Raw genomic sequence first — 23762 nt, 5'->3', positions numbered from 1 at the left:
CCACGGGGAGGGGCGGGCCAGGGGGCGGGGCCCGGAAGAGGCCGTCAGCGGCCCAGGGTGGCCTTGGCCAGGGCCAGCACGTGGACCGGCCGCAGACCGGCGCCGCGCGAGCGCCGCGGGCCGCCGTGGCGGTTCCCGGAGGTACCGCGCGGAGCACGGGCGTCGGCGTAGGAGTCGAAGGCCGCCGCCGAACTGTGCGAGGGGGTCCACTCCAGGACCCGCTCCAGTTCCCGGGTGTCCAGGGAGGCGGCCAGCCCGGCCCGTACGGCCCGGGTGACGCTGGCGGTGGCGTAGTCGATGCGTCCGCGTCGGGCGACCCCGCGCAGGACGCGCAGTCCGGAGGCCGGGACCGGGAGCCGGCGACCGCCGATGCGGCGCAGGCAGTGGGAGAGCGGGACGGAGTCCTTGCCGGCCACGTCGAAGAACCCGGTGCCGTCGTTGAGCGCCATCCGCACCAGGGCCTCGACGCCGTCGTCCTCGTGCAGGAAGCGCACCTGTGGATCGCTGCCCAGCACGGTCGGCACGACCCGGGAGTCGAGGTACCGGGTGAGGGGGGTGTCCACGCCGGGACCGATGAGGTTGGCGAACCTCAGGAGCGCCACCTCCATGTCGGGGCGGCGGCGTTGCAGGCCGCGGGTGTGCCGTTCGACCTCGGCCGCGTCGTCGGCGTCCAGGGTGGCGCTGGAGCGCACCACCAGCCGGCGGACCGTGCTGGAACGCTGGGCCGCGGCGAGCACCCGCATGGTGCCCAGGACGTTCTCCTCCCGGTGGGCACTGTGCGCGGTGTCCAGTCCCAGGTGCAGGACCAGGTCGGCGCCGGAACCGGTGACGATCCGGGCCAGGCTCTCGTCGTGCAGGTCGACATGGGCGTATTCGAACCCCGTCGTGGCGGCGGGCGGCGCGGAATCGACGCCGATCACCCGGCGCACGCCGGGCTCCGCGCCCAGAGCCTGAGCGACTCTGGCGGCCAGGGGGCTGGAGACCCCGGTGACGAGTACGACACGAGCCATGGCGACACGTTCCTTGGGAGGAGACGGTGAGTGACGGTGCGCGGACCGTTCACCACGGGGGTGAATCGGTGTCCGCGACCCGTGAGACACAACGATGTCGCGACCGGAAAATTCCGTCACGTTGGTCGAGGCATCGCCGAGGAGGGGAATTTTCTCCGCGTCCGGGGCACGCCGAAGCACGCCCACGCCCGCGGAGAGACGACGACCGCCGCGACAGGTACTACTTCTTGTTGCGACGCGCGATACGCGTGCGCTTGAGAAGCTTGCGGTGCTTCTTCTTCGCCATGCGCTTGCGACGCTTCTTGATGACGGAACCCATCAGGGATCACCCTCTCGCTGACGATGGATACAGAGCATGCCGCACCGCCGTGGCGGAACCGGCAAGGGGCTCGGGTGCGAGGGCCACCGGGTCCTGCGCGGTACGCGCACCCCGGGGTCCGGGACCGTCCGAAGACTCTCGCCGATGGGTGTGCGCCCAGAGGACGTGCACCCAACGCACCCGAAGCCCCAGCTTACCGCTCCGGGTGCGCGCTCCGGGTCAGGCCCCCGGGACGGAGGGACCTTCCTGGTAGAGCGAGGCGGCCGGCTCCGCGTAGCTGACGCTGGCCAGGCGCTGCTCGACGAACGTCAGCGAGGTGACACTCGCGAGGTTGCATTCGCGCAGGTCGGGGCGGTGCCACAGGCGTCTTCCCTCGGCGGCCCGGCGGGCCATCCAGATGGGCAGTTGGTGGCTGACGCACACCGCCTCACGCCCCCAGGCGGCCCGGCGGGCGACCTTGATCATCGAGACCATGCGCTCGACGATCTGCTTGTAGGGCTCACCCCAGGAAGGCAGGAAGGGGTTGTACATACGGCTGACGATGCGCGGGTCGCGCACCGAGCTCCGGGACAGGGAGAGACCCTCGAACTTGTTGGCCGCCTCGATGAGGCGGTCGTCCAGGGTGACCGGCAGGTCCAGCATCTTCTGAAGCGGGACGGCGGTCTCCTGGGTGCGGTCCAGCGGCGAGGAGAACAGTGCCGCGATGTCGTGGCCCTCGAACCAGTCGGCGGTCATCTCGGCCATCTGCTGCCCGCGTTCGCTGAGGTGGAAGTCCGGGAGCCTGCCGTAGAGCACCTTGTCCGGGTTGTACACCTCGCCGTGCCTGAGCAGGTGCACGACGGTGGTCGTCGTCATCGTGTGCGTCTTTCCTTCGGGGATCGGATGGTGCCGGCGGGCCGGTGTGCGGGGCGACGCCGGACGTTTCGGTTCAGCCCTGGTCGGTCCGGCCCGGCGCCTCGGCGGCGGCCCGGGCGGCGGCCGGAAGGGCCTCGATCACTCGCTCGACGGCCGTCTCGTCGTGGGCCGCGGAGAAGAACCACGCCTCGAAGGCGGCGGGCGGCAGGTAGACGCCCTGGTCGAGCATGGCGTGGAAGAAGGCCGCGTAGGCCTTGGTGTCGGTGGTGCGGGCGGAGTCGAAGTCGACGACCTCGGTGTCGGTGAAGAACACCGTGAACAGGTTGCCGCCGCCCTGGACGCGGTGGGGCACCCCGGCGGCGCTCAGCGCCTTGGACACCTCGACCTCGACCTGCGCGGACACCCGGTCGATGTGCGCGTACACCTCGGGGGTGGCGCCGCGGAGGGTGGCCAGGCCGGCGGCGGTCGCCAGCGGGTTCCCGGACAGGGTGCCGGCCTGGTAGACGGGGCCGTTGGGCGCCAGTCGGTCCATGATCTCGGCGCGACCGCCGAACGCGGCGGCGGGCAGGCCGCCGCCCATGACCTTGCCGAAGGTCATGAGGTCGGGGGCGACCCCCTCCAGGCCGTACCAGCCGGAGGCGCTCACGCGGAAACCGGTGAGGACCTCGTCCAGGACGAGCAGCGCGCCGTGGGCGTGCGCGATCTCCTTGAGGCGGGCGTTGAACCCGGCCTTGGGCGGAACGACGCCCATGTTGGCGGGGCAGGCCTCGGCGATGACGCAGGCGATGTCCTCGCCGTGCTCGGCGAAGGCCCGCTCGACGGCCTCGACGTCGTTGTAGGGCAGGACCAGGGTGTCGGCGGCGCCGGCGCCGGTCACGCCCGGGGAGTCGGGGAGGGCGAACGTCGCCAGCCCGGACCCGGCGGCGGCCAGGAGGGCGTCGACGTGGCCGTGGTAGTTGCCGGCGAACTTGACGATCTTGGCGCGCCCGGTGAAGCCGCGGGCCAGGCGGATCGCGGACATCGTCGCCTCGGTGCCGGAGTTGACCAGGCGGACCTTCTCGACGGGGGCGCGTTCGACGATCAGCTCGGCGAGTTCGACCTCGCCGGGGGTCGGTGCGCCGTAGGAGGTGCCGGCGTCGACGGCGCCGTGGAGGGCGGCCACGACCTCGGGGTTCGCGTGGCCGAGGATGAGCGGCCCCCACGAGCAGATGAGGTCGACGTAGCGGCGGCCCTCGGCGTCGATGAGGTAGGGGCCCTCGCCCTTGACGAAGAAGGGCGGGGTGCCGCCGACGGCGCCGAAGGCGCGCACCGGGGAGTTGACCCCCCCGGGAACGACGGCGGTGGCCCGCTCGAAGAGCTCTGCTGAAGTCTGTTGAGTACCCACCTCACCAGTGTGTCAGCTGTGTCCCGTACAGGGACCGTGACCCGCCCCGCACCCGAACGCCCCGTCGGCCCGCCCCCGCCCTCGGGGACGTATCCGCACGTCACGGCGCGTTCGGCCGGGGCGGTCGTTCGGCGAACACTCCGACGCCCCGGCCGGAGGCGGGAAAAGCGGGTTCCTCCGGTCCGGCGGAGCCGGACCGACGTCCCGGACCCGGGGCGGGCGGGTCAGCCGGTGCGGAGCAGGGCGCCGACGAGGAGGTGCACGGAGGTGCAGGGGTCGCACCCGGAAGGGAGTCCCTCGGCTCGGGAGCGGGCCTTGTCCAGACCATGGGCGAAGTCGGTGAAGTCGGTCGCGCCCTTGCTCCAGCGGGGCAGGAGGGCCTTGAGTCTCTTCTCGGCCTTGTCCCCGGAGAGCAGGGGGGCACGGTGGTCGTCGAGATGGAGGATGAGCCAGGTCTCGAAGGTGGGGGTGGAGGGGACGGGTTCGACGCCCTCCTTGTGGGCCCGGGCGACGAGGTCCCGCACGTCCGCGCCGTCGGTGTCGAAGACGGCCCAGACCCTGGTGTACGCGTTCTCCAAGGCTCGGGCGGCGGTCGCGACCACGACCTCGCGCTGGGGGTGCTTGGCTTTGCGGGTACGGACGGTGTGCAACCGGACTTCGGGATTCCGGTGAAGGGAGTCGAAGTAACCCTTCTCCGTTTCTCCCTCGCAGACCACGAGGTGGACCTCCCGTTCCTCTCGACACCGACCCCGGCGTTCGAGATGGCTTTCGCGCCTGTTCGCGTCTCTCCTGGCACGTTTGTTCACCAGAGGGATTCCTCCGTCGGCACCGGTTCCGCTCCGCTCTCGGTCTTCTCCGCACGGCGGCGGAGCGCTTCACGGAAAAGCTCGTCGTCCACCTCGGGCACGGCGCCGTAGCGGCCGACGAGGTAACGACGGACTCGGTTCTCGTCACCTCGGGGCTTGAAGTCGCTGAGCGGATAGAGGGACGTGCGGGCCTGTCCGTCCTTTTCCACGAACCAGACGTGATCGCGTTGGAGGACCTCCTCACCTCTGATGTTCCCCAGAAGGGCGGCATCATGGCTGGTGAAGATCAACTGGGCGCCCCCGGCGTTGTGCTCCTCATCCTGGAAGAGGGAGACGAGCGTCGCGGAGAGGTGAGGATGCAGGCTGGCGTCGATCTCGTCCACGACGAGCACACCACCGTTCTCCAGCACACGTTGTGCCTCGAAGCCGAGCGTGACGAGCGCTCTCGTCCCGGAGGACTCCTCCTCCCAGGGAAGAAGGGGGTCGGCCCCGCTCCCCCGGGAATGGCGGAAGAGGATTTCGGGAGCCCTGCGCATGATCAGCGCATCGGAGCGAAGACCCTTCGGATTTCCGTGGTATCCGCCTTCCCGGTGCTGAACGGGCACCTGGACCTCGGCGTATCCGATGTCGGGGTCGCCGTCCGAACCCGTCCGCGTTTCTTCGAGGTTCTCGACCGGGTGCGAGGGACTGGAAGCGGGCCCGGGAGGGACTGTGGACAGTTCGACGCCGAGAACACCGGTACCGGCGGACGCGAGAAGGTCCGCCAGGGATCGCAGAGCGCCTCGGGACACGCGCCCGTCGCGCAACCGGACGGGCTGTTCGCAGCGGTGTTCGGAGGCGAACACGAGGACCTCGGAGAACCAGCGGTAGATCGGCTCCACCTCCTCGTTGGAGGTGCGGGCCGCGACCGTGAGGAAGAGGGTGTTCTCGGCGGTGATCGCCTCGACCTGACGAAGTTTCGCGGGGGTGTGGTCGCCGAACGAGAAGTCACCGACCTCTCTTTCGAAGAGCACCCTCTTTCTCTTCTTCGGGTAGGAGTACAGCCACTCCTCGACCACGCGCTCGTCGTCGATGGCGAACCCGTAGGTGTACCGCACGCCGTCGAGGACGAGGTCCACGACGAAGGTGGACGGCCGTTCCCGTGCTTCGGCTTCGAAGGCGAAGGGGTACCGGAGTATCCCCCCACCCGGTTCGTTACCGCTCATCGACCATCTGACCGTGTCCCGCATCAGCGCGAGCGCGTTCAGGAAGTTGGACTTGCCCGAGGCGTTGGCGCCGAAGATCCCGGCGACCGTGACGGCCTCCCAGTCGGCTTTCCGCGGACGGGCGTCGTCGTAGACGGGAGTCAGCAGGAGCTGCTGCTCTTCGCGAATGGACTTGTGGTTTTCAACGCGGAAACTCAACAGCATCGCGGCCTTCTCCCTGACATCCGAGCGGCTTCACCGTCTTCTGTGCGGAAAATTCGCACACGCCAAGAATGCCACGGCTCCATGGCCACGCACGTGTGGAATGACGAACGCCCCGGCCGGAGGCGGCCGGGGCGTCGGGGCGCGAGGGCCTGTCAGGCGTCCGCGTGGGCGCGGGGTCCGGTGGAGGCGTTGGGGCCGTGCGGGGCACCGGCGGACGCGGAGCGGACCAGGGGCCTGAGGTGTTCGTGCTCGGCGGCCTTCTCGACCAGGGCCGTCAACGGGCGGGCCATGGCGAGCGAGACGGCGGTGGCGACGGCCGCGCCGAGGAGGAGTCCGACGGTGACGTCGTGCGGGTAGTGAGCGCCCACGAGGACCCGGGAGAAGGCCTCCAGGACGGCGAAGACCACCGCGATCGGGGCGGCGCTCCTCCAGGCGATGACGACGGCCGCGGCGGCGGCGCCGGCGATCGCGGAGTGGTTGCTGGGGAAGGACCAGTCGCCGAGGGGGTCACAGGTGGCGATGGTGGCCAGGTCGGTCATGGCCTGGCAGGGCCGCAGTTGTTCGAAGAACGACTTGACGGTGCGGCTGACGCCGTAGGCGACGACGGTGGCGATCGGGGCGAACAGCGCCAGTCCCACCAGGCGCGCGTCGATGGAGCGGGCGCGCCACCAGGCGGCGACGAAGAGGACCGCGAACACCACCAGGAACAGGTCGGTGCCCAGGTGGGCGGCCTCACGCACCCAGGGGTGGAGCCCTCCGGCGAACTCGATCACGGCACGGGACCAGGCGGCACTGATGGCGAGGATCTCAGAGATCATCTCTCTCCAGGGGGTGTCGGCGGGGAGGGTCGCGCGAACGGCAGGGGGAGAGGCCGGGCGACGTGGAGTCGACCGAAAGGTGACGTGACTCCCACGAATTGATGACGTCCGTCGTCCATCCTGGCACCGAATCGGGGACGGGAGGGCCGCATTGGGCCCCGGCTCGACGAAAGAGAGGGACGTCCCCGACGAAAGAGACGCCCTACCACTGGGTAACTTGAGTGGGGTCCACCCGCTTCACACCAGACCGGAGCCGGCATGACCACGAACTTCACCACGGCGGACCTCATCGACGACCACGGCGACACCCTGCGGAGCTGCTCGACGCAGTTCCGGGGGTACGGAGGCCGGCCCGGGTTCGGCGGCCCCGTCCGCACCGTCAAGTGCCACGAGGACAACGGCCTGGTCAAGCAGGTCCTCAACACCCCCGGCGACGGTGCCGTGCTGGTCGTGGACGGCGGCGGCTCCCTGCGGTCGGCCCTGATGGGCGACATGATCGCCGAGGCCGCCGTGGCCAACGGCTGGGCCGGGGTCGTCATCCACGGCGCGGTCCGCGACACGGTGGCCCTCGGGCGGCTGGACCTGGGGGTCAAGGCACTGGGCTCCAACCCGCGCAAGTCCGCCAAGGAAGCCGCCGGCCGCCTGGACGTACCGGTGACCTTCGGCGACGTCACGTTCGTCCCCGGCGAGTGGCTGTACGCGGACGAGGACGGCATCGTGGTGAACGCGGAGAAGATCTGAGTAGAACGACCGATATGTCGCTCATGTGCAGAACATGAACGGCGAGGGCCCACGTGGGCCCTCGCCGTTCATGTTCCCGTTCGTATGTTCCACGGCGCCCGTTCCCGGCCGGGGAGCGGCGCGAAGGCATGGGACTCCGAATACGGCGAGGCTACGATGGAGGCGTCACCCGCCCTCCTCCACCGCCCCCACCCCGGACCGGCGCACGGTCCAGCGGGAAGGAACACCGTGGCCGAACCCCCCGAGGACGCACGCCCCTCCACCGCGCTGCTGTTGGCGGCGGTGTGCGAGAACGCCGATGCCATCCGATCCCGGCTCTCCCGCCGTCCGGACGGACCCGCACTGCTGGAGGGGGTCCTGGACCGCGCGGTCGAGGGCGAGGACCCCCGGGCCGCGCTCGACGTCCTGCACCAGGCCTTGCGAGCGCTGGGCGCGACACGCGGTCTGCACGGGTACACGAGGACCCGGGGGCCTGGGGAGGGCGGCGGCGTCGGGGTCCCCGGGCTCGGCCCCGCCCGGCCCGCCCCCGGCACGCTCGGGTGCCCGCGCGGGCGATGTGCCCGCGCGTGGAGGCCCACCCCCGCCGAGGACGTGCCGACCTGCCGGATCCACGGTGAGCCGCTGGCTCCCGCGTTCGGGGGGTAGCCGTGGGTCCCATGCTCACCGAACTGGGCAGACGGCTGACGGACAAGTGGCTGACCCTGCTCACACTGCCCGGTGCCCTCTTCCTCGCGGTGGCCGCCGGCGCCCTCGTCCTGGGCCGCGACCACACCTGGGACGCCGCCCATCTCGTACACCGGATCACCGCCTGGGCGGAGGACCCGCGTGTCGACACGGTCGGAGGGCAGGTGGTGGTCTTCGCGGCCGTCATCGCGACCGCCACCCTGGTCGGTCTGCTGGCCGACGGGCTGGGAAGGGCCCTGGAGCGGGTGTGGCTCGCCACCGACTGGCGCTCCTGGCCTCGGCCCGCCCGGCTCCTGGCCCGATGGCGGGTACGGGCCCGCCACCGCCGCTGGTCCCGGGCCCACGAACGGCTGAGGGCGGCCCTCGCCGAGGGCGGCGGGGACCGGGAGACGGATGCGGACGCCGAGCCCCCCGAGATCACCGTCGCCGAGCCCTCCGACGCCCCGGAGGCCGAACCCGCCGCGACCGCGGGGAACACGGACGCCGCGCACTCCGCCCCGGCCGGGACGGCTGTCGCCGGGCCCTCGGGGCCCTCCGGCGCCACGGACGCCGAGCCCGCCGACCCCGAGGACGGGCGGCCGTCGTTCGACGAGGCCTACGACCGGCTGGTGCGGATCGCCCCCGAGGAGCCCGACCGTCCCACGTGGTGCGGCGACCGGCTCCACGCCGTCGCCGTTCGGTTCCGCCGGGAGCACGCGCTGGAGTTGGCCGTGGTGTGGCCGCACCTGTGGCTGATGCTGCCCGACGGCGTGTGCGAGCAGATCCGCGCGGCCCGTCAGGACCTGGCGCGGGCGTTCGTCCTGGGCGCGTGGAGCCTGGTCCACCTCCCGCTGGTCCTCTGGTGGTACCCGGCCGTGATCGTCGCCGCCGTCCTGGCGGCCGTCGCGTGGTGGCGCGTCCGCTCGGCGGTGGAGACCTACGCCGTGCTCCTGGAGGCGGCCGTGCGACTGCACGTGGCGGACCTGGCCGCACAGGTGGGCGTGGAGTACACGGGTCCCCTCAGCCCTGCGGCGGGGCGGGCCCTGACCCTGCGGCTGCACGCCGGCGTCCCGCCGCGCCCCCGCGACTGAAACCCCGGTGACCACTTCCGGCCTTCCTCCGCCGACTCCCTTCGCCGGTACCGGTCCCGCCGGCATCCTGACGCCGACAGCGCGGATCCAGCCGGAGGGTACCGGATGCGGGAGAGACTGCTGGGAACCGTGTTCGAGCGTGTGAACCGGTGCGTGTCGGGCGCGGACCCGGCCGAGCTGCTCGAACCGGAGGCCGCCGCAGAGATCGACCGGCTCATCGAGCTGCACGAGGCCGCACCGAACGACCCGGAGATCGCCTTCGTCCTCGGCTGGGCGCGCTGGGCCCGGGCGGAGGCGGTGTCCGGAGACGGGCGCGAGGCCGAGCGGACCGCCGCCGCGAAGCTCCTGAGGCAGCACTTCATCCACGGCTGGGAACCACTGCCCGGCGACCTGTTGCCCCTGATCGCCGAACGGGTCTTCCCCAGCGCGGTCGTCATGCTGGACATGGCGGCGGCCTTCCAGGACGTTTCGATCCTGGACTCCGTGGTCGACCAGTGGGAGCGCATCGCCTCCGCCACCCCACCGGAGGACGTGGACAGGGCCGCGGCCCTGAGCAACCTCGGCAAGGCCCTGAGCATGAGGGCGGGGCGCACCGACGACCTCGCGTCCCTGGACCGCGCCGTGCTGGTCACGACCGCCGCGGTGCACGTGGCCGAGCGCAGGACCCGACCCTCCGAGGATCTGGCCGGATTCCTGGCGAACCTGGGTCTGATCCGGATCGTCCGGTCCTGGCGCACCGGGGATCGGGCGGACCTGGCCCAGGGCATCGGGCGCCTCGAACAGGCCGCCGAGGCCGCCCCCGAGGACGATCCCGTCCGGACCAGGGCCCGGATCAACCTCTGCGTGGCGCTGCGCACGAGCTTCGAGCGCACCGGCTCCGAGGCCGACCTCGACCGGGCGATCCGGTTCGGCCGCGACGCCGTGCGCGCCTGCCCCGACGACGGGGCCGAGCGGGCGTTGGCCCTGCACGCGCTCGGCGGCGCCCTGCACGCGCGCTACCTGTGCACCGGGGACACCGGGGACGCGAACGACTCCGTCGGCGCCCTGCGCGCCAGCGCCGCCGCGCTCGCGGAGGACGACCCGCACCGGGCCACGGCCTCCCACGCGCTCGGCGCGGCACTGGTCTCGCGGTTCTTCGGCACGGGTGACCGGAACGACCTGGAACAGGCGGTGGAGGCGACCGGCGCGGCGGTCATGGCCACTCCGGGCGACCACCCGGACCTGCCCGTCTTCCTCAACGGCCTGGCGCGCGCCCATCTGGCCCGGTATCGCGCCGGTGACGGCGGCGGCCTGGACCGGGCGGTCCTGGCCATGCGCCGTACCGTCTCATCGGTACCGGACGACCACGCCATGCTGCCCACCCACCGCGCGCTCCTGGCCGAGGCCCTGCACGCCCGCTTCACACACGGCGGCGACCCGGAGGACCTGGACGAGGCCGTGGAGGAGTTCCGGGCCGCCACGTCCGAGGGCTTCGACGAGACCCCCGACGGGGCCCGGGTCCTGCTCGAACTGGGCGGCGCCCTGGACGACCGGTGGCGGCTCACGGGCCGGCCCGCCGACCGCGAGGCCGCCCGCGTCGCCTTCGAGCGGGCCTGGAAGCCGGAGTCGGCGCCCCCGACCCTGCGCATCAGCGCCGCCCTCGCGGTCGCGGAGACCACGACCGATCCCGTACGGGCGTCCGAGGTCCTGGACGCCGCCGTGCGCCTGCTGGTGCGGGCGGCACCGCGCAGCCTCCGTCGCGGCGACCAGCAGAGCACGCTGGAGCGCTTCCCCGGTCTGGCCGCGCGGGCCGCCGCAGCGGCACTGAACGCCCCGGGCGGCACGTCCACCGACCGGGCGGTGCGCGCGCTGGGGGCGCTGGAGACCGGTCGTGGGATCCTGATCGGCCAGGCCCTCGACGTGCGCGGCGAACTCTCCGACCTGTGGCGCGATCACCCCGCGCTCGCGGAGCGGTTCGTCAGGCTGCGCGACGCGCTGGACGGGACCGCGTTCGGGGCCTTCGATCCCTCCTCACGCACTCTCGCCGCCGAACCCGCCCTGGCGGCCGTGGCCGGCGGGCCCGGGGCGGCCGACGCGGGGCGGACCGCGCGGGCCTGGGCCCAGAGCGCGGTCCGGGACCGGCGCGAGCTGACCCGGGAACTCGACTCGCTCATCGAGCGCATCCGTGACGAGACGGGTCTGACCGGGTTCGGTCTGCCGCCCGGCCTGGACGAACTGCTGGCCGAGGCCGGCCGGGGCCCGGTCGTGGTGCTGACCGCCGCCCCCCGGCGGTGCGACGCCCTCCTGCTCACCGAGTCCGGGGTCCGGCACCTGCCGCTCCCCGCCCTGACCCACCGCGAGCTGGCCGACCGGGTCGACCGGGCGCGCGCCGTGACGGCACCCGGCCGGGAGTCGGACGACGACACCGAAGCCCAGGAGGTGCTGTCGGACACCCTGGCGTGGCTGTGGGACGTGGCCGCCGGCCCCGTCCTGGAGGCGTTGGGTCTCACCGACGAGGCCGCACAGGACCCGCCCCGGATCTGGTGGGTGACGGGGGGTCTGCTGGGACGGCTACCGCTGCACGCGGCGGGCCACCACACGGACACCGCCGACGGCCCGCCGCGCACGGTGATGGACCGCGCGGTCTCCTCCACCGCGCCCAGCGTCCGCGCCCTGCGCCACGCACGCGAGCGCGAGGAGGCCGCCGCGCTCGGGGAGGGCGGTCACGCGCTGGTCGTCGCGATGCCCGGGGTGCCGGGCCTGGCCGGAGCCCCCCTGCTCCAGCACGTGGAGGAGGAGGCGGCCAAGGTGGTCGGGCACCTGCCCGGCGCGGTCGTGCTCGGGGCGGACGGGACCCCGGTGAGCAGCGACGCGGTCCTGCGCGCCCTGCCCGACTGCGCGGTGGCGCACTTCGCCTGCCACGGCGCGGGCCACCCCGAGGACCCCTCGCTCAGCCGTCTGGTGCTCGCCGACGACGCCTCCTCCCCGCTGACGGTCGCCCGGTTGGGCACGGTCGGCCTCGACCGGGCCCGCCTCGCCTACCTGTCGGCGTGCGAGACGGCCGCCGTCCAGGTCCCCGACCTGCTGGACGAGTCCATCCACGTCTCCACGGCCTTCCAACTGGCGGGGTTCCCGCACGTGGTGGGCACGCTGTGGGCGATCGACGACGAGGTGTCGGTGGTCATCGCCGACGAGTTCTACGCCCGCCTGCGCGAGGACGGCGGCGGGCCCGATCCCGCCCGCGCGGCACGGGCCCTGCACGGCGCGATCCGCGCGGTCCGCGACGGTGCGGGCCTGCCGCCGGAACTGGCCGGGTGGGACCGGACGGCCGCACCGATGCTCTGGGCGGCCCATCTGCACATCGGAGCCTGAGGACCCGCTCCCGGACCGCCGGCGCGCGGGTTCCGCTCGGCGTGGTCGCGGCGGTGACCCCGGCGCGTTCGCCCTCTGCGGCGCGCGTCCTCGGGCACCGGCTCCGGTGACATCGGGGGCGAACCGACGCCCAAATAGTGATCTGGATCACATTGTGTCACGGTGGCCGACTCGGTGGTGTCTTGATGGCGAATCCCTGAAACGCGAGGAGACATCATGAGGAAGAACATCGAGGTGGTCGTGATCGGCGGAGGTTACGCCGGCGTCATGGCGGCCGACCGGCTGATGCTGCGCGACGACGTGACCGTGACCCTGATCAACCCGCGGTCCACCTTCGTCGAGCGGGTCCGGCTGCACCAGCTCGTCGGCGGCTCCGACGACGCCGTCACCGACTACCGGGACGTCCTGGCCGCAGGGGTCCGGCTCGTGGTCGACACCGCCACGCGCATCGACGCCGCCGGACGCGGCGTGGTACTGGCGGGCGGCGACACGGTCCGCTACGACCACCTGATCTACGCGGTCGGCAGCGGCAGCGGCGACCCGAAGGTGCCCGGGGCGGCCGAATTCGCCCACCCCCTGGCCACGTTGGAGGACGCGCGGAGCCTGCGGGTCGCTCTCCGGGAGGCTCCCGCCTCGGCCCCGGTCACGATCGTCGGCGCGGGCCCGACCGGTATCGAGACCGCCGCCGAGCTGGCCGAGACCGGCGGCGTCGTGACCCTGGTGTGCGGCGGAGTGCTCGGGCCCTACCTGCACGCCCGGGGCCGACGCTCGGTCGCCCGTCGACTGACCGCCCTCGGGGTGACCGTGATCGACGGGCCCGGCAGCAAGGTGACGGCCGTGACCTCCGACGCCGTGCTGCTCGCCGACGGCCGTGGGTTGCCGAGCCGGGTGACCGTCTGGGCCGCCGGGTTCGGCGTGCCGGACCTGGCACGCCGCAGCGGTCTGAGCACCGACGCCTCCGGGCGACTGCTCACGGACGAGACGCTGACGAGTGTGGACGACGACCGCGTCGTGGCGGCCGGTGACTCGGCGGCGCCTTCGGGCCTGCCGCTGCGGATGAGCTGCCAGGCCGCGATACCCCTGGGAGCGCGGGCCGCCGACACGGTGCTCAGCCGCATCCGGGGCGAGCGGCCCTCGCCCCTCAACCAGGCTTTCACCGGCCAGTGCATCAGCCTGGGCCGGGGCGGCGGCATCTTCCAGTTCGCCCACAGGTACGACGTCGCGGTGGGGTTCCACATCGCCGGGCGTCCGGGCGCGAAGCTCAAGGAATTCGTGTGCCAGGGCATCATCAAGCACCTCGGCGAGGAGGCGCACAAGCCCGGCTCGTACCGTCTGCACCGCGTCTCGGGCGGTCCTCGGCGTCAGCGGTCGCTCGAAGCCGGGGGCGGCCGGATGACATCCGCCCGCTGAGCGCCATGCCGTGCGTCGGCCAGGGTGTCATGGCGGGGCGAGGAGTGCCATCGCCCCCGGCGGGCCACGGCCGTGCGGATGGACACCGCCTCCGCCCGACCCACCGGACGGGTCGGCGGACCGGGCCATCACCGGTGAAGGGGCCCGCCGTGGGCATGCGGGGGAAGGCCGTCCCGGCACGGTCCACCGGGTGGGAACCGGCAGGGTCCACCGGTTGGGAACCAGAAGGAGGAGGGTGGAAGTATGAGCGACCGCGCCACCGATCCGGCGACCGAGGTCTTCGTGGCCCACCGCAACCTGCTCTTCACCGTCGCCTACGAAATGCTCGGATCGGCCGCCGACGCCGAGGACGTCCTCCAGGAGACCTGGCTGCGATGGGTCGAGGTCGACCTGGAGGAGGTGCGCGACGAGCGCGCCTACCTGGTACGGATCACGACCCGCCAGGCGCTGAACCGGTTGCGCGGCATGAAACGCCGCAGGGAGTCCTACGTCGGCCCCTGGCTGCCCGAGCCGCTGCTCACCGCACCGGACGCCGCACAGGAGGTCGAACTCACCGAGAGCGTGTCCATGGCGCTCATGCTCATCCTCGAAACGCTCTCCCCGACCGAGCGCGCCGTCTTCGTTCTGCACGAGGTGTTCGCATTCGGCTACGACGAGATCGCCGTCGCCGTGGGCAGGAACACGGCGACCGTCCGCCAGATCGCGCACCGCGCCCGTAAGCACGTAGACGCGCGCCGCCCGCGTGGAACGGTGTCACCGCGCCGAACGCGGGAGACCCTGGCGTCGTTCCAGCGCGCGGTCGAGACCGGGGACCCAAGGGCGCTGTTGGAGGTGCTCGCCCCGGATGTCGTCCTGGTGGCCGACGGCGGCGGGGTCAAGCACGCCGCGCTGCGTCCGGTCACCGGGGCCGAGAAGGTGGTCCGCATGTTCGTCGGCGGCCTCGGCAGGGTCGGCGGCGGGTTGACCGTGCATCCGACCGTGGTCAACGGCGGTCCGGCGCTCCTGGTGCGCTTGGACGGCGAGATCGACGGCGTCATGGCGATCCACTGCCGGGACGCGCACATCACCGGTCTCTATTACGTGCGCAACCCGGAGAAGCTGACCCGGCTGGGATCGGAGACCCCGCTCACCGTGCGCTGACCTCACCTTCCCCGGGGGGAGCGGCCCGGGACCACCGGTGCTCCCGGACCCGGTTCCGTCACGGTCCGCACCCTCGCCCTCCCCTCCCGCCGGGGGTCGGCCGCACTGGCGTTCCCACAGTGCCGGGAAGAGCAGCCCGCCGACCATCGCCGGGGTGATCAGGAGGGCGACCGAGGAGTCCACCACGACGTTCGGGACCGTGAGCGCCACCGCGACCCGCACCGCGCCCACCGCGATCAGAACGATCGCGACCGGCCACCGGGCACGGTTCCACAGGCACACCGGTTCGTCCGAGAGACCGAACGGACCGGGGGTGGAGCGCACCGCCGGGATCACCAGGGCGATCCCGGTGAGGAACAGCCCCAGGGACGTCCTGATCACCCGGGTGGTCGGGACGTGCCGGCCCACCGAGCCCATCACCACGACGGTGTGGACCACCGCCGGGAACAGGGCGAGGAGGATGGGGATCACCTTCATCGCCCGGGTGACGTCGCGCGACGGTCGGCGGGCCGACAGGTCGAAGGCACGGTCGATCCGGGCCTCAAGGAAGAGGGCGGGCCAACACCGCCGAGACGAACACCGTGGAGAGGGGGACTCCCGCGGCCAGGACGAAGCGCGGCACGGGCCCTGCACGGCGCGATCCGCAACCTGTCGACCGTGCCCTCGTTAACCGGGAACACCGATCGGGGAGCGGAGCAGCGGCCCTCCCTCCTCGACACCGAGGCCCGAGGTCACTTCCAGCGCAGAGTGGCGTCCTGGGCGATCACGGTACCCAGCAGACCGGCCTCCTCCGCCGCGCCCCCGGCGTCGTCTTCGGCCTTGTCGATGAGAACCCCGGAGGTGGTGACCTCGTACCAGACGTGTCCTCGGACATGGGGTTCCCGTTCCACGACGGGTTCCCCGAGCCTGCCCAGGATCGCCACGAGGTCGACGACCCGAGTGGGCACGGGAAGCTCGGTGAGTCCTCCTGCGGCGGAGGGGATGACGCCGATCCCCTGGCAGGGTTCGAAAGAGATCAGGTGGAGAAGCCGCTCGGCGGTGAACCCCAGATTCACGTGACCGTAGACGCAGTAGATCGGTTCCGAGGGGAGATGGGCGAAGCCCTCGGGTTCTCCCCAGAGCCCCACGATCTCCTCATAGGTCATGCCGAGTTCGACCGGGCCCATCCTGCCGGTGATCAGGAACAGCCGGAAGGTCTCGGTCAGGCGCGGCTGAGCGGTCAAGGATCATCCTCCGGTCGGGAGCGGGTCGGGCCGTGGCGCGGGATCAGGGAGATGCGCGATCCGCTGCCCTTCCGGGCCCCATACCCGTGCTGCGGTGTGGGTCCAGGGGCCCTCCGCGGCGAGGCTACGTCCCCTCGGGCGCTGAAACGGCGTCCCACCCGCGCACACGGTGGATGTGAGCGGTCTTCGGGTAGGCGGCGTCGGTTCCCGAGCGGGGACCGATCTCGAAAAGGTCGATCATCAGGAAGAGCGGATAGCCGGGAGACCGGGGGACCCGTTTCACGATGACGCCGTCACAGCCGATGATCGTGCCCGCCGGCCCCCACACGGCCGTCCAGGTGTGCGGCTTCGACGCGTCCAGGGGCAGGGCGACCTCGGTCATGTCGGTGGTCAGCCGCGCGTCCGAGTGCGCCTTCACCCCGCATCGCGCACGACTCACCCTCTCCCCGACGGCGGCGGCGTCGATCTCGAAGACGCAGACCTCGCCGCTGTCGTCCTCGGAGAGGTGCTCGGTCCCCACGAGCCACGCCGCGAGCATGCATCCCTCGTCCACGCTCGCGCTCACGGTGACGTCCACACGCCCGGCTGTGGGCGCCCACAGCAGACCCTCCGGTGTGTTCGTGCGGACGACGAGTCCATCCGGACGGTGCCGGTGCGTTCCCCGCCGAGAGCCCACCGGTCCGGAGAAGACCCCGGTCTGAAGGTTGGACACGCGAAGCGGGGCGTCCTCCTCCCGCCAGTCCGGCTGGTCGGCGTCGATACGCAGCCGCAGCCCGGAACCGTCGATGTCGTAGCGCGCCCGAGACCGTTCGGGCGATGTCCAGTGCGGCAGGTAGTGGTCGACCCAGCGGTCCTCCCTGAGCCGCGGAGCGGTGAAATCGTCCTGGAAATCGGGCTCCCGGTCCGGAGGCTCGGGAAGACGGGCATCAGCGATCATGACCTCGTCCTGTCTGACGACGGCGCTCTTCACGGCAACGCAAGCGGGGCCTCCCCTTGAGTGGTGGACACGCGGATACCGGATCGGCTCGATCCGAGGGAAACGGGACACCGCCGACGGCGATGAAGGACCGTTGGGACGGGTCGAGGGCCGTTGCGGTCGCAGGGTCATCGCGTGAACGGGGCACGCCCGGTCCACGGGTCATGTGAGTGATGTGGAGTCGTGTCCGTTGTGCCGCAGGTTACCCGGGTGACAGGACGGGCACGGCGCACCGGCGGCGGAATCCGCACGACGACCGATGTTCGGCCACCGGCGCGGGGAGCTAACCGTCGAGCATGCGCCGCATGCTGTCCAGCGCGGCCGGCGCCACTCGGTGGTAGATCCAGGTGCCACGGCGCTCGGACGTCAGCAGTCCGGCATCGCGGAGCTTCTTCAGGTGGTGGGAGACCGTGGACTGGGAGACGCCGACGTCGGAGATGTCGCAGACGCACGCCTCACCGCTGGGATGTGCGGCGATGCGGGAGAACAACCGCAGCCGCACCGGATCCGACAGTGCCTTGAACATGGCCGCCCCCTGGAACGCGTCGGCCTCGGAGAGGGGGGCCGAAGCCAGCGGTGGGCAGCAAGGGTCGGTCTGCTCCTCGGCGACCGGGAGGACCTGCGTCTGATTATTCGACATGTATCTATATTGACAGACATCGATGTTTGAGTCCAGAGTATATATCGACAAACGTCGAACCAGCGGGTCACCGCCGGCCGGCGATCCTCTCCACGAAAGGCGTTCACCCATGAGTGAGCCGACCACCCTCACGCCGTCCTGCTGCGGCCCGCAGCCCTCGGCCCCCGCCGCCGAGCCCGAGGCCGCCGCCTCTCCCTGCTGCGGCACCGGTTCCGCCGCGACCGAGGCCGGCGCCTGCTGCGACCCGGCGGCGAAGGAAGAAGCACAGCTCTCCGGTGCAGGCTGCTGCTGACCGTCCCGGACAGCCCCGCTCACCGCGTTCGCACCCCGGCGAGCGGGGCCCGCACGAACTCTCACCACTCGGTGGGGCCGGGCCGGCGATCCGGCCCGTCCCCACCGGCAGGCAAAGGAAGAACATCGTGACCTCAGCACCAGCAGACCGAGGCGACCTCGCCCGATTCCCGGATGACTGGGAGACGGCCCTGGCCATCGTGGCCCACCCCGACGACCTGGAGTACGGGGCGGCCGGAGCGATCGCGTCATGGACGGCCGCGGGAAAGAAGGTCGCCTACCTCCTCGCGACACGAGGAGAAGCCGGTATCGCATCCATGGCACCGGAGGAGGCCGCGAATCTGCGTGAAGCCGAACAGGTCGCGAGCGCGGCGATCGTCGGCGTCACCTCGGTCGAATTCCTCGACCACCCGGACGGACTGATCGAGTACGGCCTGCCGCTGCGCCGGGACTTCACCGCCGCCATCCGCAGACACCGCCCTGACCTCGTGGTCACCTTCAATCACCATGAGACCTGGCCCGGACCGCGCTGGAACACCCCGGACCACCGCAACGTCGGCCGCGCCGCCCTGGACGCCGTCGCCGACGCCGGAAACCGCCACCTGCACACCGACATCGGCCCCGCTCCGTGGGAGGGGGTGCGCTACGCCGCCGTCGCGGGCTCGCCGTCCGCAACGCACGCCGTCGACATCACCGGCACGCTCGACACCGCCATAGCCTCGCTCGAAGCACACCGGGCCTACCTCGACGGGCTCGGCAGCGGGAACTGGATGGCCGACGCCCGTGGACTGCTGACCGCCATGGCGCAGTCCGCGGGCGAGCGCTACGGCGGCCGACCGGCCACGGCCTTCGAAGTCATCCTCTGCTGAGCCCGTCATCGCCCCGGCAGGGACGAGGACGGCTCGCCGTCGGGCGCGGACACGACCTTGGACGTTCGTGCCCGACGAAGTGGAGGGGGTGGTCGTCGGCGACCGACGCGAGGCTGTGACCCGCCCCTACGGGATGAACATGCCTCGCGTGCGATCGCTCCCCCATCATGGACCGAAGGGCTCCCCGTGGGGTGGGGAGCCCGTGCCGGTCATCGTGTGAGTGGTGTGGGTGTGGGTGTGAGGGTGAAGGTGGCCCAGGTGTGGGTGCCCAGGTCACCGAAGGGGCAGACGGGTGAGTATCCCCAGGCTGTGGACAACTCCTGGACCATCAGCAGTCCGCGTTGTCCCTCGGCCCGCTCCCACTCGTCGGAGGTGCGCGTCGTGGGGATGCGGGGCACGGTGCCGCCGAGGCCGTCGTCGGTGAACCCCAGGGTGAGGGAGCGGTCCCCGACCAGCCACAGGGTACGGATGACCGCTCCGTTCTCGGTGCCCGAGGCGGTGTACCTGACGCAGTTGGCGAACAGTTCGCTGCCGCACAGCACCAGCGTGTCGGCCACGCCGGGGTCGAACCCTGCCAGGTCGGCGGTCAGCTCCCGGCGCACCCGGGCCAGCTCGCGCAGCTCGCCGGGGTAGAGGCGGTGGGTCCACACACGGGTCGGGGTCATACGCCCACCGCCGCCTTGCTTTCCTGCTGGGCGATCCACACGCGGGTCACCTTCGCCAGGTCCTCGAAGGTGACCGGGGGCGGGGTGGGCGCGAGCAGATCCCCTTCCGGCAGACGCGGTTCGGGCAGACGCACCTCGGGGGTGCGGGGTGCGGACGGGCGCGCCTCGGGGGCGGGGGCCTTGGGTGCGCGGGGTGCGCTCCACCGGTGCAGGCGTGCGGTCGCCTCGGCCTGGACACGGGCTTGGGCGCGGGTCTGTTCGTGGGCGGTGTAGTAGGGCCGCACGAGCGGCAGTTCCTCGGCCGGGAAGACCTCGCGGGGCCGGTTCAGGCGCGGGTGGTGTGGGCGCGGGGCGGCCGGGGGTGAGGGCCGGGTCGCGGGCCTGGGGTTCTGGGCGTAGCGGCGGACCCGGGTGGAGCGGCGGCGGGTGTGACGGCCGCGGGAAGGGGACAGCAACGCTCCGAGCAGGGCGAAGACAGCCCTGAGGAGCGCGGCACTAGACTGGCGCACGTTGGCAATCCGATTCGTTCAAGGTTTGGGAATTGCTGACCACGGCCCCGGGCGCTCGACTAGCGTCGCGGGGTCACTCGATATGCGGTTGTGGCGCCAGAATAGGGCACGCGCGATCGTTCCGCGTACGGTTTCCGGGCAGATCGCCGAAGAAGATCGAAGGTTCCTCGTCTTCGCAGTTCAGGGCACTGGTGTTCGACCCCTGCGCAATGCTCCCTTTCTGAAGAAAAAGGCTTTTGGTCCGCTTTGGTTGTTTCGCGTTTTTGGGGTGTTTCAGCGCCGATAAAGAGCGATAATCGGCTTCAGCCAGAGGAGTTCACCCGGTCGATGATCCCGGGTGGGACGCAGGCGGTCGGCGATCTCCGGGGCCTGCTTTCGGAGGTACCGGCGACCCCGGCGGGCGTGGGAGGTGTTGGAAGCGATCTTCACGACCGGGAAGGGCTCCGCCAGGGGAAGGGAGAGTTCGATGTTCTCCCAGGTGTTGTTCGCTTTCTCTTCCAAGAGGATGTCGGCCGGGTCCACCCCGAAGACGTCAACGGCGTAATCGGCCATCACGGCCGCCTCGGATCGGCGGGCGTGGTGACGTCGGGGGTTGCCACCGGTGAAGATCAGAACGCTGCGTCCGGCCCGGGGATCACGGGACCGGACGGCGACCCGGACACGGTAGCGCTGGATCAGGCCGGGGCGGTCGCCGCGGCGGCTGGGGTACCCGAGGACGATGATCGCCTCATCGGCGTCGGTGTCGACGTGCGGGGCGGGCGCGGGGTAATCCTCGCGGGAGGCCCGCCACAGGGTCCATTCGCTCCAGAGGAGCGCCCCGCCGACGAGGGTGGCACCGAGCAGAAGGCGTTTGCGATCCATACTCCGGAACCTACCGGCAGGGGTACGGGCGAGGACGGCACCCGGAAAGAATGCCGCCCTTGGGGAAGTCGTTCAGCTGTGGGACTTGAGGGTGTCCACGAGCGATGCCCACTCGGCTGAGGAGAACTCCAAGTGCCCGAGCTCCCGGTTCTGGGTGTCCCGAACAGCAGTCATGGCACCCTCCGCAACCTCGACGCAGTTGGGGTCGTTCCCACCGGTGTAGCTGCTGGTGTGCCAGGCTCGAACAGGGTTGCTCACGCGAGAGCCTCTCTCGTCTTCTTGATGTACTCGTACGACGCGATGGGAGAAAGCGCTTCGGCCTGGAGCCCGCTGAAGATGCTCAAAAGCTGGTTGACCTGCGCCCCTGTCACCACGTTCTGGCCTCCCCAATACTCCGCGAGCCCTACGATGCGGCCATCACTCAGGTTCATGATGCGGAAAGAGCCACTAAGACCTGGATGCTGGGGAGCGTACTCAGGTATCAACGTTACTCGGATGCGGTGGTTGTTGAGCAAGTGCAGCAAGTGATCTAGCTGCTCCTTCAAAACCTCCCGGGACCCCACCACGCGACGCACCATCACCTCGTCTATGACGAACCACAGCAGCGTCTCTTTTCGTATCTGGCTCAGGCGCTCGCTTCGGGTCTTGGCCAGCTCGGTGACGTTGCGGTCGCTGTCCCACTTCCGGTGGTTCCGCAGAACCGCATGAGCGTATTCCCGGGTCTGGAGCAGGCCTGGCATGAGAACCATCTGGTACTCGCGGATCTCAACGGCTTGGCGCTCCAGGCGGACGAAGTCTCGCCAGTCGGCAGGGATCTCGCGGGTGTTCGTGACCTCCAGCCACAGTCGCTCCAGGACGTCGCCTGTAGAAAGCGCCCCGTCCAAGGCGACCGCGTGCTCCCGTTTCGGCTTTCTCGTCGCCCTCTCGAAACCGCTGATGAGGCCGTTCTGGAACGGCAGCCTGTGGGCGAGTTGAAGCTGGCTGAGGTTCGCCTCCTCGCGCAACCTGCGGAGTTCCCGCCCCCAGCCATCCCATTCCTTGAAGACCTTGTCCGGCATGTGCACATGCTTGCACGAGGGCTCTACAACCTGCACTACTTTTTCGACAATTACCCAGTCACGTAGATGTCGTTGCAGTTCAGAGGGGATGCCAGCAAAGTTGACACTGTAGGAGGCGCGGGAGAATCCCGCGCAGCATAATTTCACAAACACCCCGTTCGGACACGAATCGGGTGCTTGTGCGAATAAGTGCCCCGGCGGCTGCGATAACAGCCCCGGGGCGTGGTTCCACTCCCGGATCTCTCACGAATGAGCAGGTGCGAACATGCACGAGATTACCGCTTTCCGCCATGTCCGGACGGAGGTGGACCGGTGAACGGAATCCATCTCGACGATCTCCTGGAAGCGGCGGTCGAAGCGCTCGACCTGTCGGGGACCGAACTCCCGAGCCCGCTGTCCGGGCGGGTCTCCGCCGTGCGAACCGCGCTGGAGCACACCCGGCGCACCGGCGACGCGCACGAGGCCGTCCGCCTCCTGGACCTGGCCCTGGAAGCCGCTGGAGGCCGGCGATGACGCGGATGCCCCTCCTCCTCCCTCCCTTGTGCGGCGAGGTCCGCCTCGACCACCAGGGCACCCGACGGGTGTGCGTCCTGGACCTCGATCACCCCGACGAACACGAGGACGTGCGCGGCGACCGCTGGGAACCCCCCTCGCTCACCCTGGAACGCCTGAACCGGACCTGGGGCGCCACCCACCGCATCGCCTGGACCGGCTCCCTCTGGATGGCCACCCATCGCGACCCCCGGGCCCACTGGCGCACGCAGATCGAGCACACCCCCGACCAACTGGAGGAACGCCTGCGCCGGTACTCAGGCCACCCTCCCATCCCTCCGTCCCGGCCCTCCCGGGAACGACCGCCCGGTCCCGAATGATCAGGTCACACCGAGACCGGCGGCCAGCTCGTCGAGGCTCCTCACCTCCAGGTCGAACGAGTCCGCCGCACCGGGCGGGTCCCCCACCGGGCGCTCGACGTAGGCCGTCCTCATGCCCACCGCCCGCGCACCCCGCAGATCCCAAGCGTGGGCGGCGACCATGAGCAGGCGTTCCGGCGGGCACCCCGCGTTGGCGATCGCGAGTCGGTACACATCCGGATGGGGCTTGTAACCCCGGGCGTCCTCGGCCGAGAGCGCCTGGTGCCAGCGCAGTCCCGCGTGCGCGTTGATACGGGTGAGCGCCGAGCGGCTCGCGTTCGACAGGCCGACCACCGGGAACCGCGAGGCGATCCGCCCCAGCCCCGCGACGGAGTCCGCCCACGGGTCCAGCCGCTGCGCCGAGGCCGCCAGGAGACGAATCCCCTCTTCTCCGTCGACACCGGCCTCGGCCGCGACGCGGGCCGCCGCCTCACGGTCGATCACCGCGCTGTCGGCGTAGGGGCGGCGACCCGCCAGCATCTCCCGCTGCTGTTCGTCGACGTACCCGTGCCACACCTCGACGAGTGCGGCCGTCCTCGCGTCGTCGATGTCCGGGAGAAGCGTTCGGATACCTCGTCCGAGGCCGCCGGGCTCATCGACCATGGTCCCGAGGATGTCGAAGACGATCACGTCGATGTCGAGGTGTGCGGTCACGAGAAGCGCTCCCGGAAGCCTCCGTCCGTGCCGACCGGAACATGCGGAGACTCGTTCGTCGAAGGGTTCGGCGGTCCACCGCGGTGCGGGGTCTCCCTCTCTACCCGA

The 23762-nt window shown here is 71.2% G+C and carries 26 protein-coding genes; 10 read left to right on the top strand and 16 right to left on the bottom strand.

All coding sequences use genetic code 11. The annotated features are described in order from the left end of the window. Positions 1-44: 44 nt before the first annotated feature. From RM479_RS07450 to RM479_RS07420, 7 genes are all read right to left on the bottom strand, one after another. A complete protein-coding gene (locus RM479_RS07450) occupies positions 45-1010 on the bottom strand; it encodes an NAD-dependent epimerase/dehydratase family protein (protein WP_311510977.1) in 966 nt (321 codons plus the stop codon). Positions 1011-1230: 220 nt separating this feature from the next. Continuing rightward, the gene (locus RM479_RS07445) at positions 1231-1329 is read right to left on the bottom strand and encodes a 30S ribosomal protein bS22 (protein ID WP_017621272.1); all 99 of its coding nucleotides are present in this window, start codon (positions 1327-1329) and stop codon (positions 1231-1233) included. 219 nt (positions 1330-1548) lie between these two features. After that, positions 1549-2184: a histidine phosphatase family protein gene (locus RM479_RS07440; RefSeq protein ID WP_274808454.1), complete on the bottom strand. Its 636-nt coding sequence runs from the start codon at positions 2182-2184 to the stop codon at positions 1549-1551. Positions 2185-2257: 73 nt separating this feature from the next. Beyond that, the gene (gene hemL / locus RM479_RS07435; protein WP_311510976.1) at positions 2258-3568 is read right to left on the bottom strand and encodes a glutamate-1-semialdehyde 2,1-aminomutase; all 1311 of its coding nucleotides are present in this window, start codon (positions 3566-3568) and stop codon (positions 2258-2260) included. Between the two features lie 224 nt (positions 3569-3792). After that, positions 3793-4284: an RloB family protein gene (locus RM479_RS07430; protein ID WP_311510975.1), complete on the bottom strand. Its 492-nt coding sequence runs from the start codon at positions 4282-4284 to the stop codon at positions 3793-3795. An 86-nt stretch (positions 4285-4370) separates the two neighbouring features. Then, positions 4371-5783: an AAA family ATPase gene (locus tag RM479_RS07425; protein WP_311510974.1), complete on the bottom strand. Its 1413-nt coding sequence runs from the start codon at positions 5781-5783 to the stop codon at positions 4371-4373. Between the two features lie 152 nt (positions 5784-5935). Continuing rightward, positions 5936-6601: a phosphatase PAP2 family protein gene (locus RM479_RS07420; RefSeq protein ID WP_311510973.1), complete on the bottom strand. Its 666-nt coding sequence runs from the start codon at positions 6599-6601 to the stop codon at positions 5936-5938. 258 nt (positions 6602-6859) lie between these two features. Between RM479_RS07420 and rraA the strand changes: the two genes are divergently transcribed. The 6 genes from rraA (at position 6860) to RM479_RS07390 (ending at position 14997) form a co-directional block, all read left to right on the top strand. Continuing rightward, positions 6860-7342, top strand: coding sequence for a ribonuclease E activity regulator RraA (rraA, locus tag RM479_RS07415; protein ID WP_311510972.1), 483 nt, complete (start codon positions 6860-6862; stop codon positions 7340-7342). 228 nt (positions 7343-7570) lie between these two features. Further along, the gene (locus RM479_RS07410) at positions 7571-7987 is read left to right on the top strand and encodes a hypothetical protein (RefSeq protein ID WP_311510971.1); all 417 of its coding nucleotides are present in this window, start codon (positions 7571-7573) and stop codon (positions 7985-7987) included. 2 nt (positions 7988-7989) lie between these two features. Next, on the top strand, positions 7990-9096 hold the full coding sequence (locus tag RM479_RS07405; RefSeq protein WP_311510970.1) for a hypothetical protein: 1107 nt from the start codon (positions 7990-7992) through the stop codon (positions 9094-9096). Between the two features lie 105 nt (positions 9097-9201). After that, positions 9202-12447, top strand: coding sequence for a CHAT domain-containing protein (locus tag RM479_RS07400; protein WP_311510969.1), 3246 nt, complete (start codon positions 9202-9204; stop codon positions 12445-12447). A 216-nt stretch (positions 12448-12663) separates the two neighbouring features. Further along, the gene (locus tag RM479_RS07395) at positions 12664-13857 is read left to right on the top strand and encodes an NAD(P)/FAD-dependent oxidoreductase (RefSeq protein ID WP_311510968.1); all 1194 of its coding nucleotides are present in this window, start codon (positions 12664-12666) and stop codon (positions 13855-13857) included. A 243-nt stretch (positions 13858-14100) separates the two neighbouring features. After that, a complete protein-coding gene (locus RM479_RS07390; protein ID WP_311510967.1) occupies positions 14101-14997 on the top strand; it encodes an RNA polymerase sigma-70 factor in 897 nt (298 codons plus the stop codon). A 731-nt stretch (positions 14998-15728) separates the two neighbouring features. Here RM479_RS07390 and RM479_RS07385 read toward each other — a convergent pair. The 3 genes from RM479_RS07385 to RM479_RS07375 form a co-directional block, all read right to left on the bottom strand. Next, on the bottom strand, positions 15729-16220 hold the full coding sequence (locus RM479_RS07385; protein ID WP_311510966.1) for a hypothetical protein: 492 nt from the start codon (positions 16218-16220) through the stop codon (positions 15729-15731). Positions 16221-16344: 124 nt separating this feature from the next. Continuing rightward, positions 16345-17157 (bottom strand): LamG domain-containing protein, encoded by an 813-nt coding sequence (locus RM479_RS07380; protein ID WP_311510965.1) that lies wholly within the window; start codon positions 17155-17157, stop codon positions 16345-16347. A gap of 322 nt (positions 17158-17479) precedes the next feature. Next, complete coding sequence (locus RM479_RS07375) at positions 17480-17836, bottom strand: metalloregulator ArsR/SmtB family transcription factor (RefSeq protein WP_311510964.1); 357 nt, start codon at positions 17834-17836, stop codon at positions 17480-17482. A 109-nt stretch (positions 17837-17945) separates the two neighbouring features. Here RM479_RS07375 and RM479_RS07370 point away from each other — a divergent pair, with 109 nt between their 5' ends. After that, a complete protein-coding gene (locus tag RM479_RS07370) occupies positions 17946-18128 on the top strand; it encodes a hypothetical protein (protein WP_274808466.1) in 183 nt (60 codons plus the stop codon). 127 nt (positions 18129-18255) lie between these two features. Beyond that, positions 18256-18996, top strand: coding sequence for a PIG-L deacetylase family protein (locus tag RM479_RS07365; RefSeq protein WP_311510963.1), 741 nt, complete (start codon positions 18256-18258; stop codon positions 18994-18996). Between the two features lie 209 nt (positions 18997-19205). Here the strand turns inward: RM479_RS07365 and RM479_RS07360 are convergent, their stop codons facing one another. The 5 genes from RM479_RS07360 to RM479_RS07340 form a co-directional block, all read right to left on the bottom strand. Further along, positions 19206-19661 carry an ATP-binding protein gene (locus RM479_RS07360; RefSeq protein ID WP_311510962.1) on the bottom strand — a complete coding sequence of 152 codons (456 nt, stop codon included), beginning with the start codon at positions 19659-19661 and terminating at the stop codon, positions 19206-19208. Next, a complete protein-coding gene (locus RM479_RS07355) occupies positions 19658-20170 on the bottom strand; it encodes a hypothetical protein (RefSeq protein WP_311510961.1) in 513 nt (170 codons plus the stop codon). The genes RM479_RS07360 and RM479_RS07355 overlap by 4 nt, the downstream gene beginning before the upstream one ends. A gap of 273 nt (positions 20171-20443) precedes the next feature. After that, positions 20444-21031, bottom strand: coding sequence for a YdcF family protein (locus RM479_RS07350; protein WP_311510960.1), 588 nt, complete (start codon positions 21029-21031; stop codon positions 20444-20446). A gap of 72 nt (positions 21032-21103) precedes the next feature. Beyond that, positions 21104-21289 (bottom strand): DUF397 domain-containing protein, encoded by a 186-nt coding sequence (locus RM479_RS07345; protein ID WP_311510959.1) that lies wholly within the window; start codon positions 21287-21289, stop codon positions 21104-21106. Then, complete coding sequence (locus RM479_RS07340; RefSeq protein ID WP_311510958.1) at positions 21286-22089, bottom strand: helix-turn-helix domain-containing protein; 804 nt, start codon at positions 22087-22089, stop codon at positions 21286-21288. Before RM479_RS07340 ends, RM479_RS07345 begins: the two co-directional genes overlap by 4 nt. A gap of 312 nt (positions 22090-22401) precedes the next feature. On the opposite strand from RM479_RS07340, the gene RM479_RS07335 reads away from it, so the two are divergent. Together RM479_RS07335 and RM479_RS07330 are read left to right on the top strand one after the other, a co-directional pair. After that, the gene (locus tag RM479_RS07335) at positions 22402-22602 is read left to right on the top strand and encodes a hypothetical protein (RefSeq protein ID WP_311510957.1); all 201 of its coding nucleotides are present in this window, start codon (positions 22402-22404) and stop codon (positions 22600-22602) included. Continuing rightward, complete coding sequence (locus RM479_RS07330) at positions 22599-22961, top strand: hypothetical protein (RefSeq protein WP_311510956.1); 363 nt, start codon at positions 22599-22601, stop codon at positions 22959-22961. Before RM479_RS07335 ends, RM479_RS07330 begins: the two co-directional genes overlap by 4 nt. On the opposite strand, the gene RM479_RS07325 is transcribed toward RM479_RS07330, so the two are convergent. Next, on the bottom strand, positions 22962-23654 hold the full coding sequence (locus RM479_RS07325) for a haloacid dehalogenase type II (RefSeq protein ID WP_311510955.1): 693 nt from the start codon (positions 23652-23654) through the stop codon (positions 22962-22964). Positions 23655-23762 lie beyond the last annotated feature (108 nt).

Origin of the sequence: Nocardiopsis lambiniae (assembly GCF_031845465.1) — a bacterium.
Lineage (GTDB): Bacteria > Actinomycetota > Actinomycetes > Streptosporangiales > Streptosporangiaceae > Nocardiopsis > Nocardiopsis lambiniae.
The sequence above is the reverse complement of the archived record's forward strand: the minus strand, read 5'-3'. Positions and strand labels throughout refer to the sequence as shown.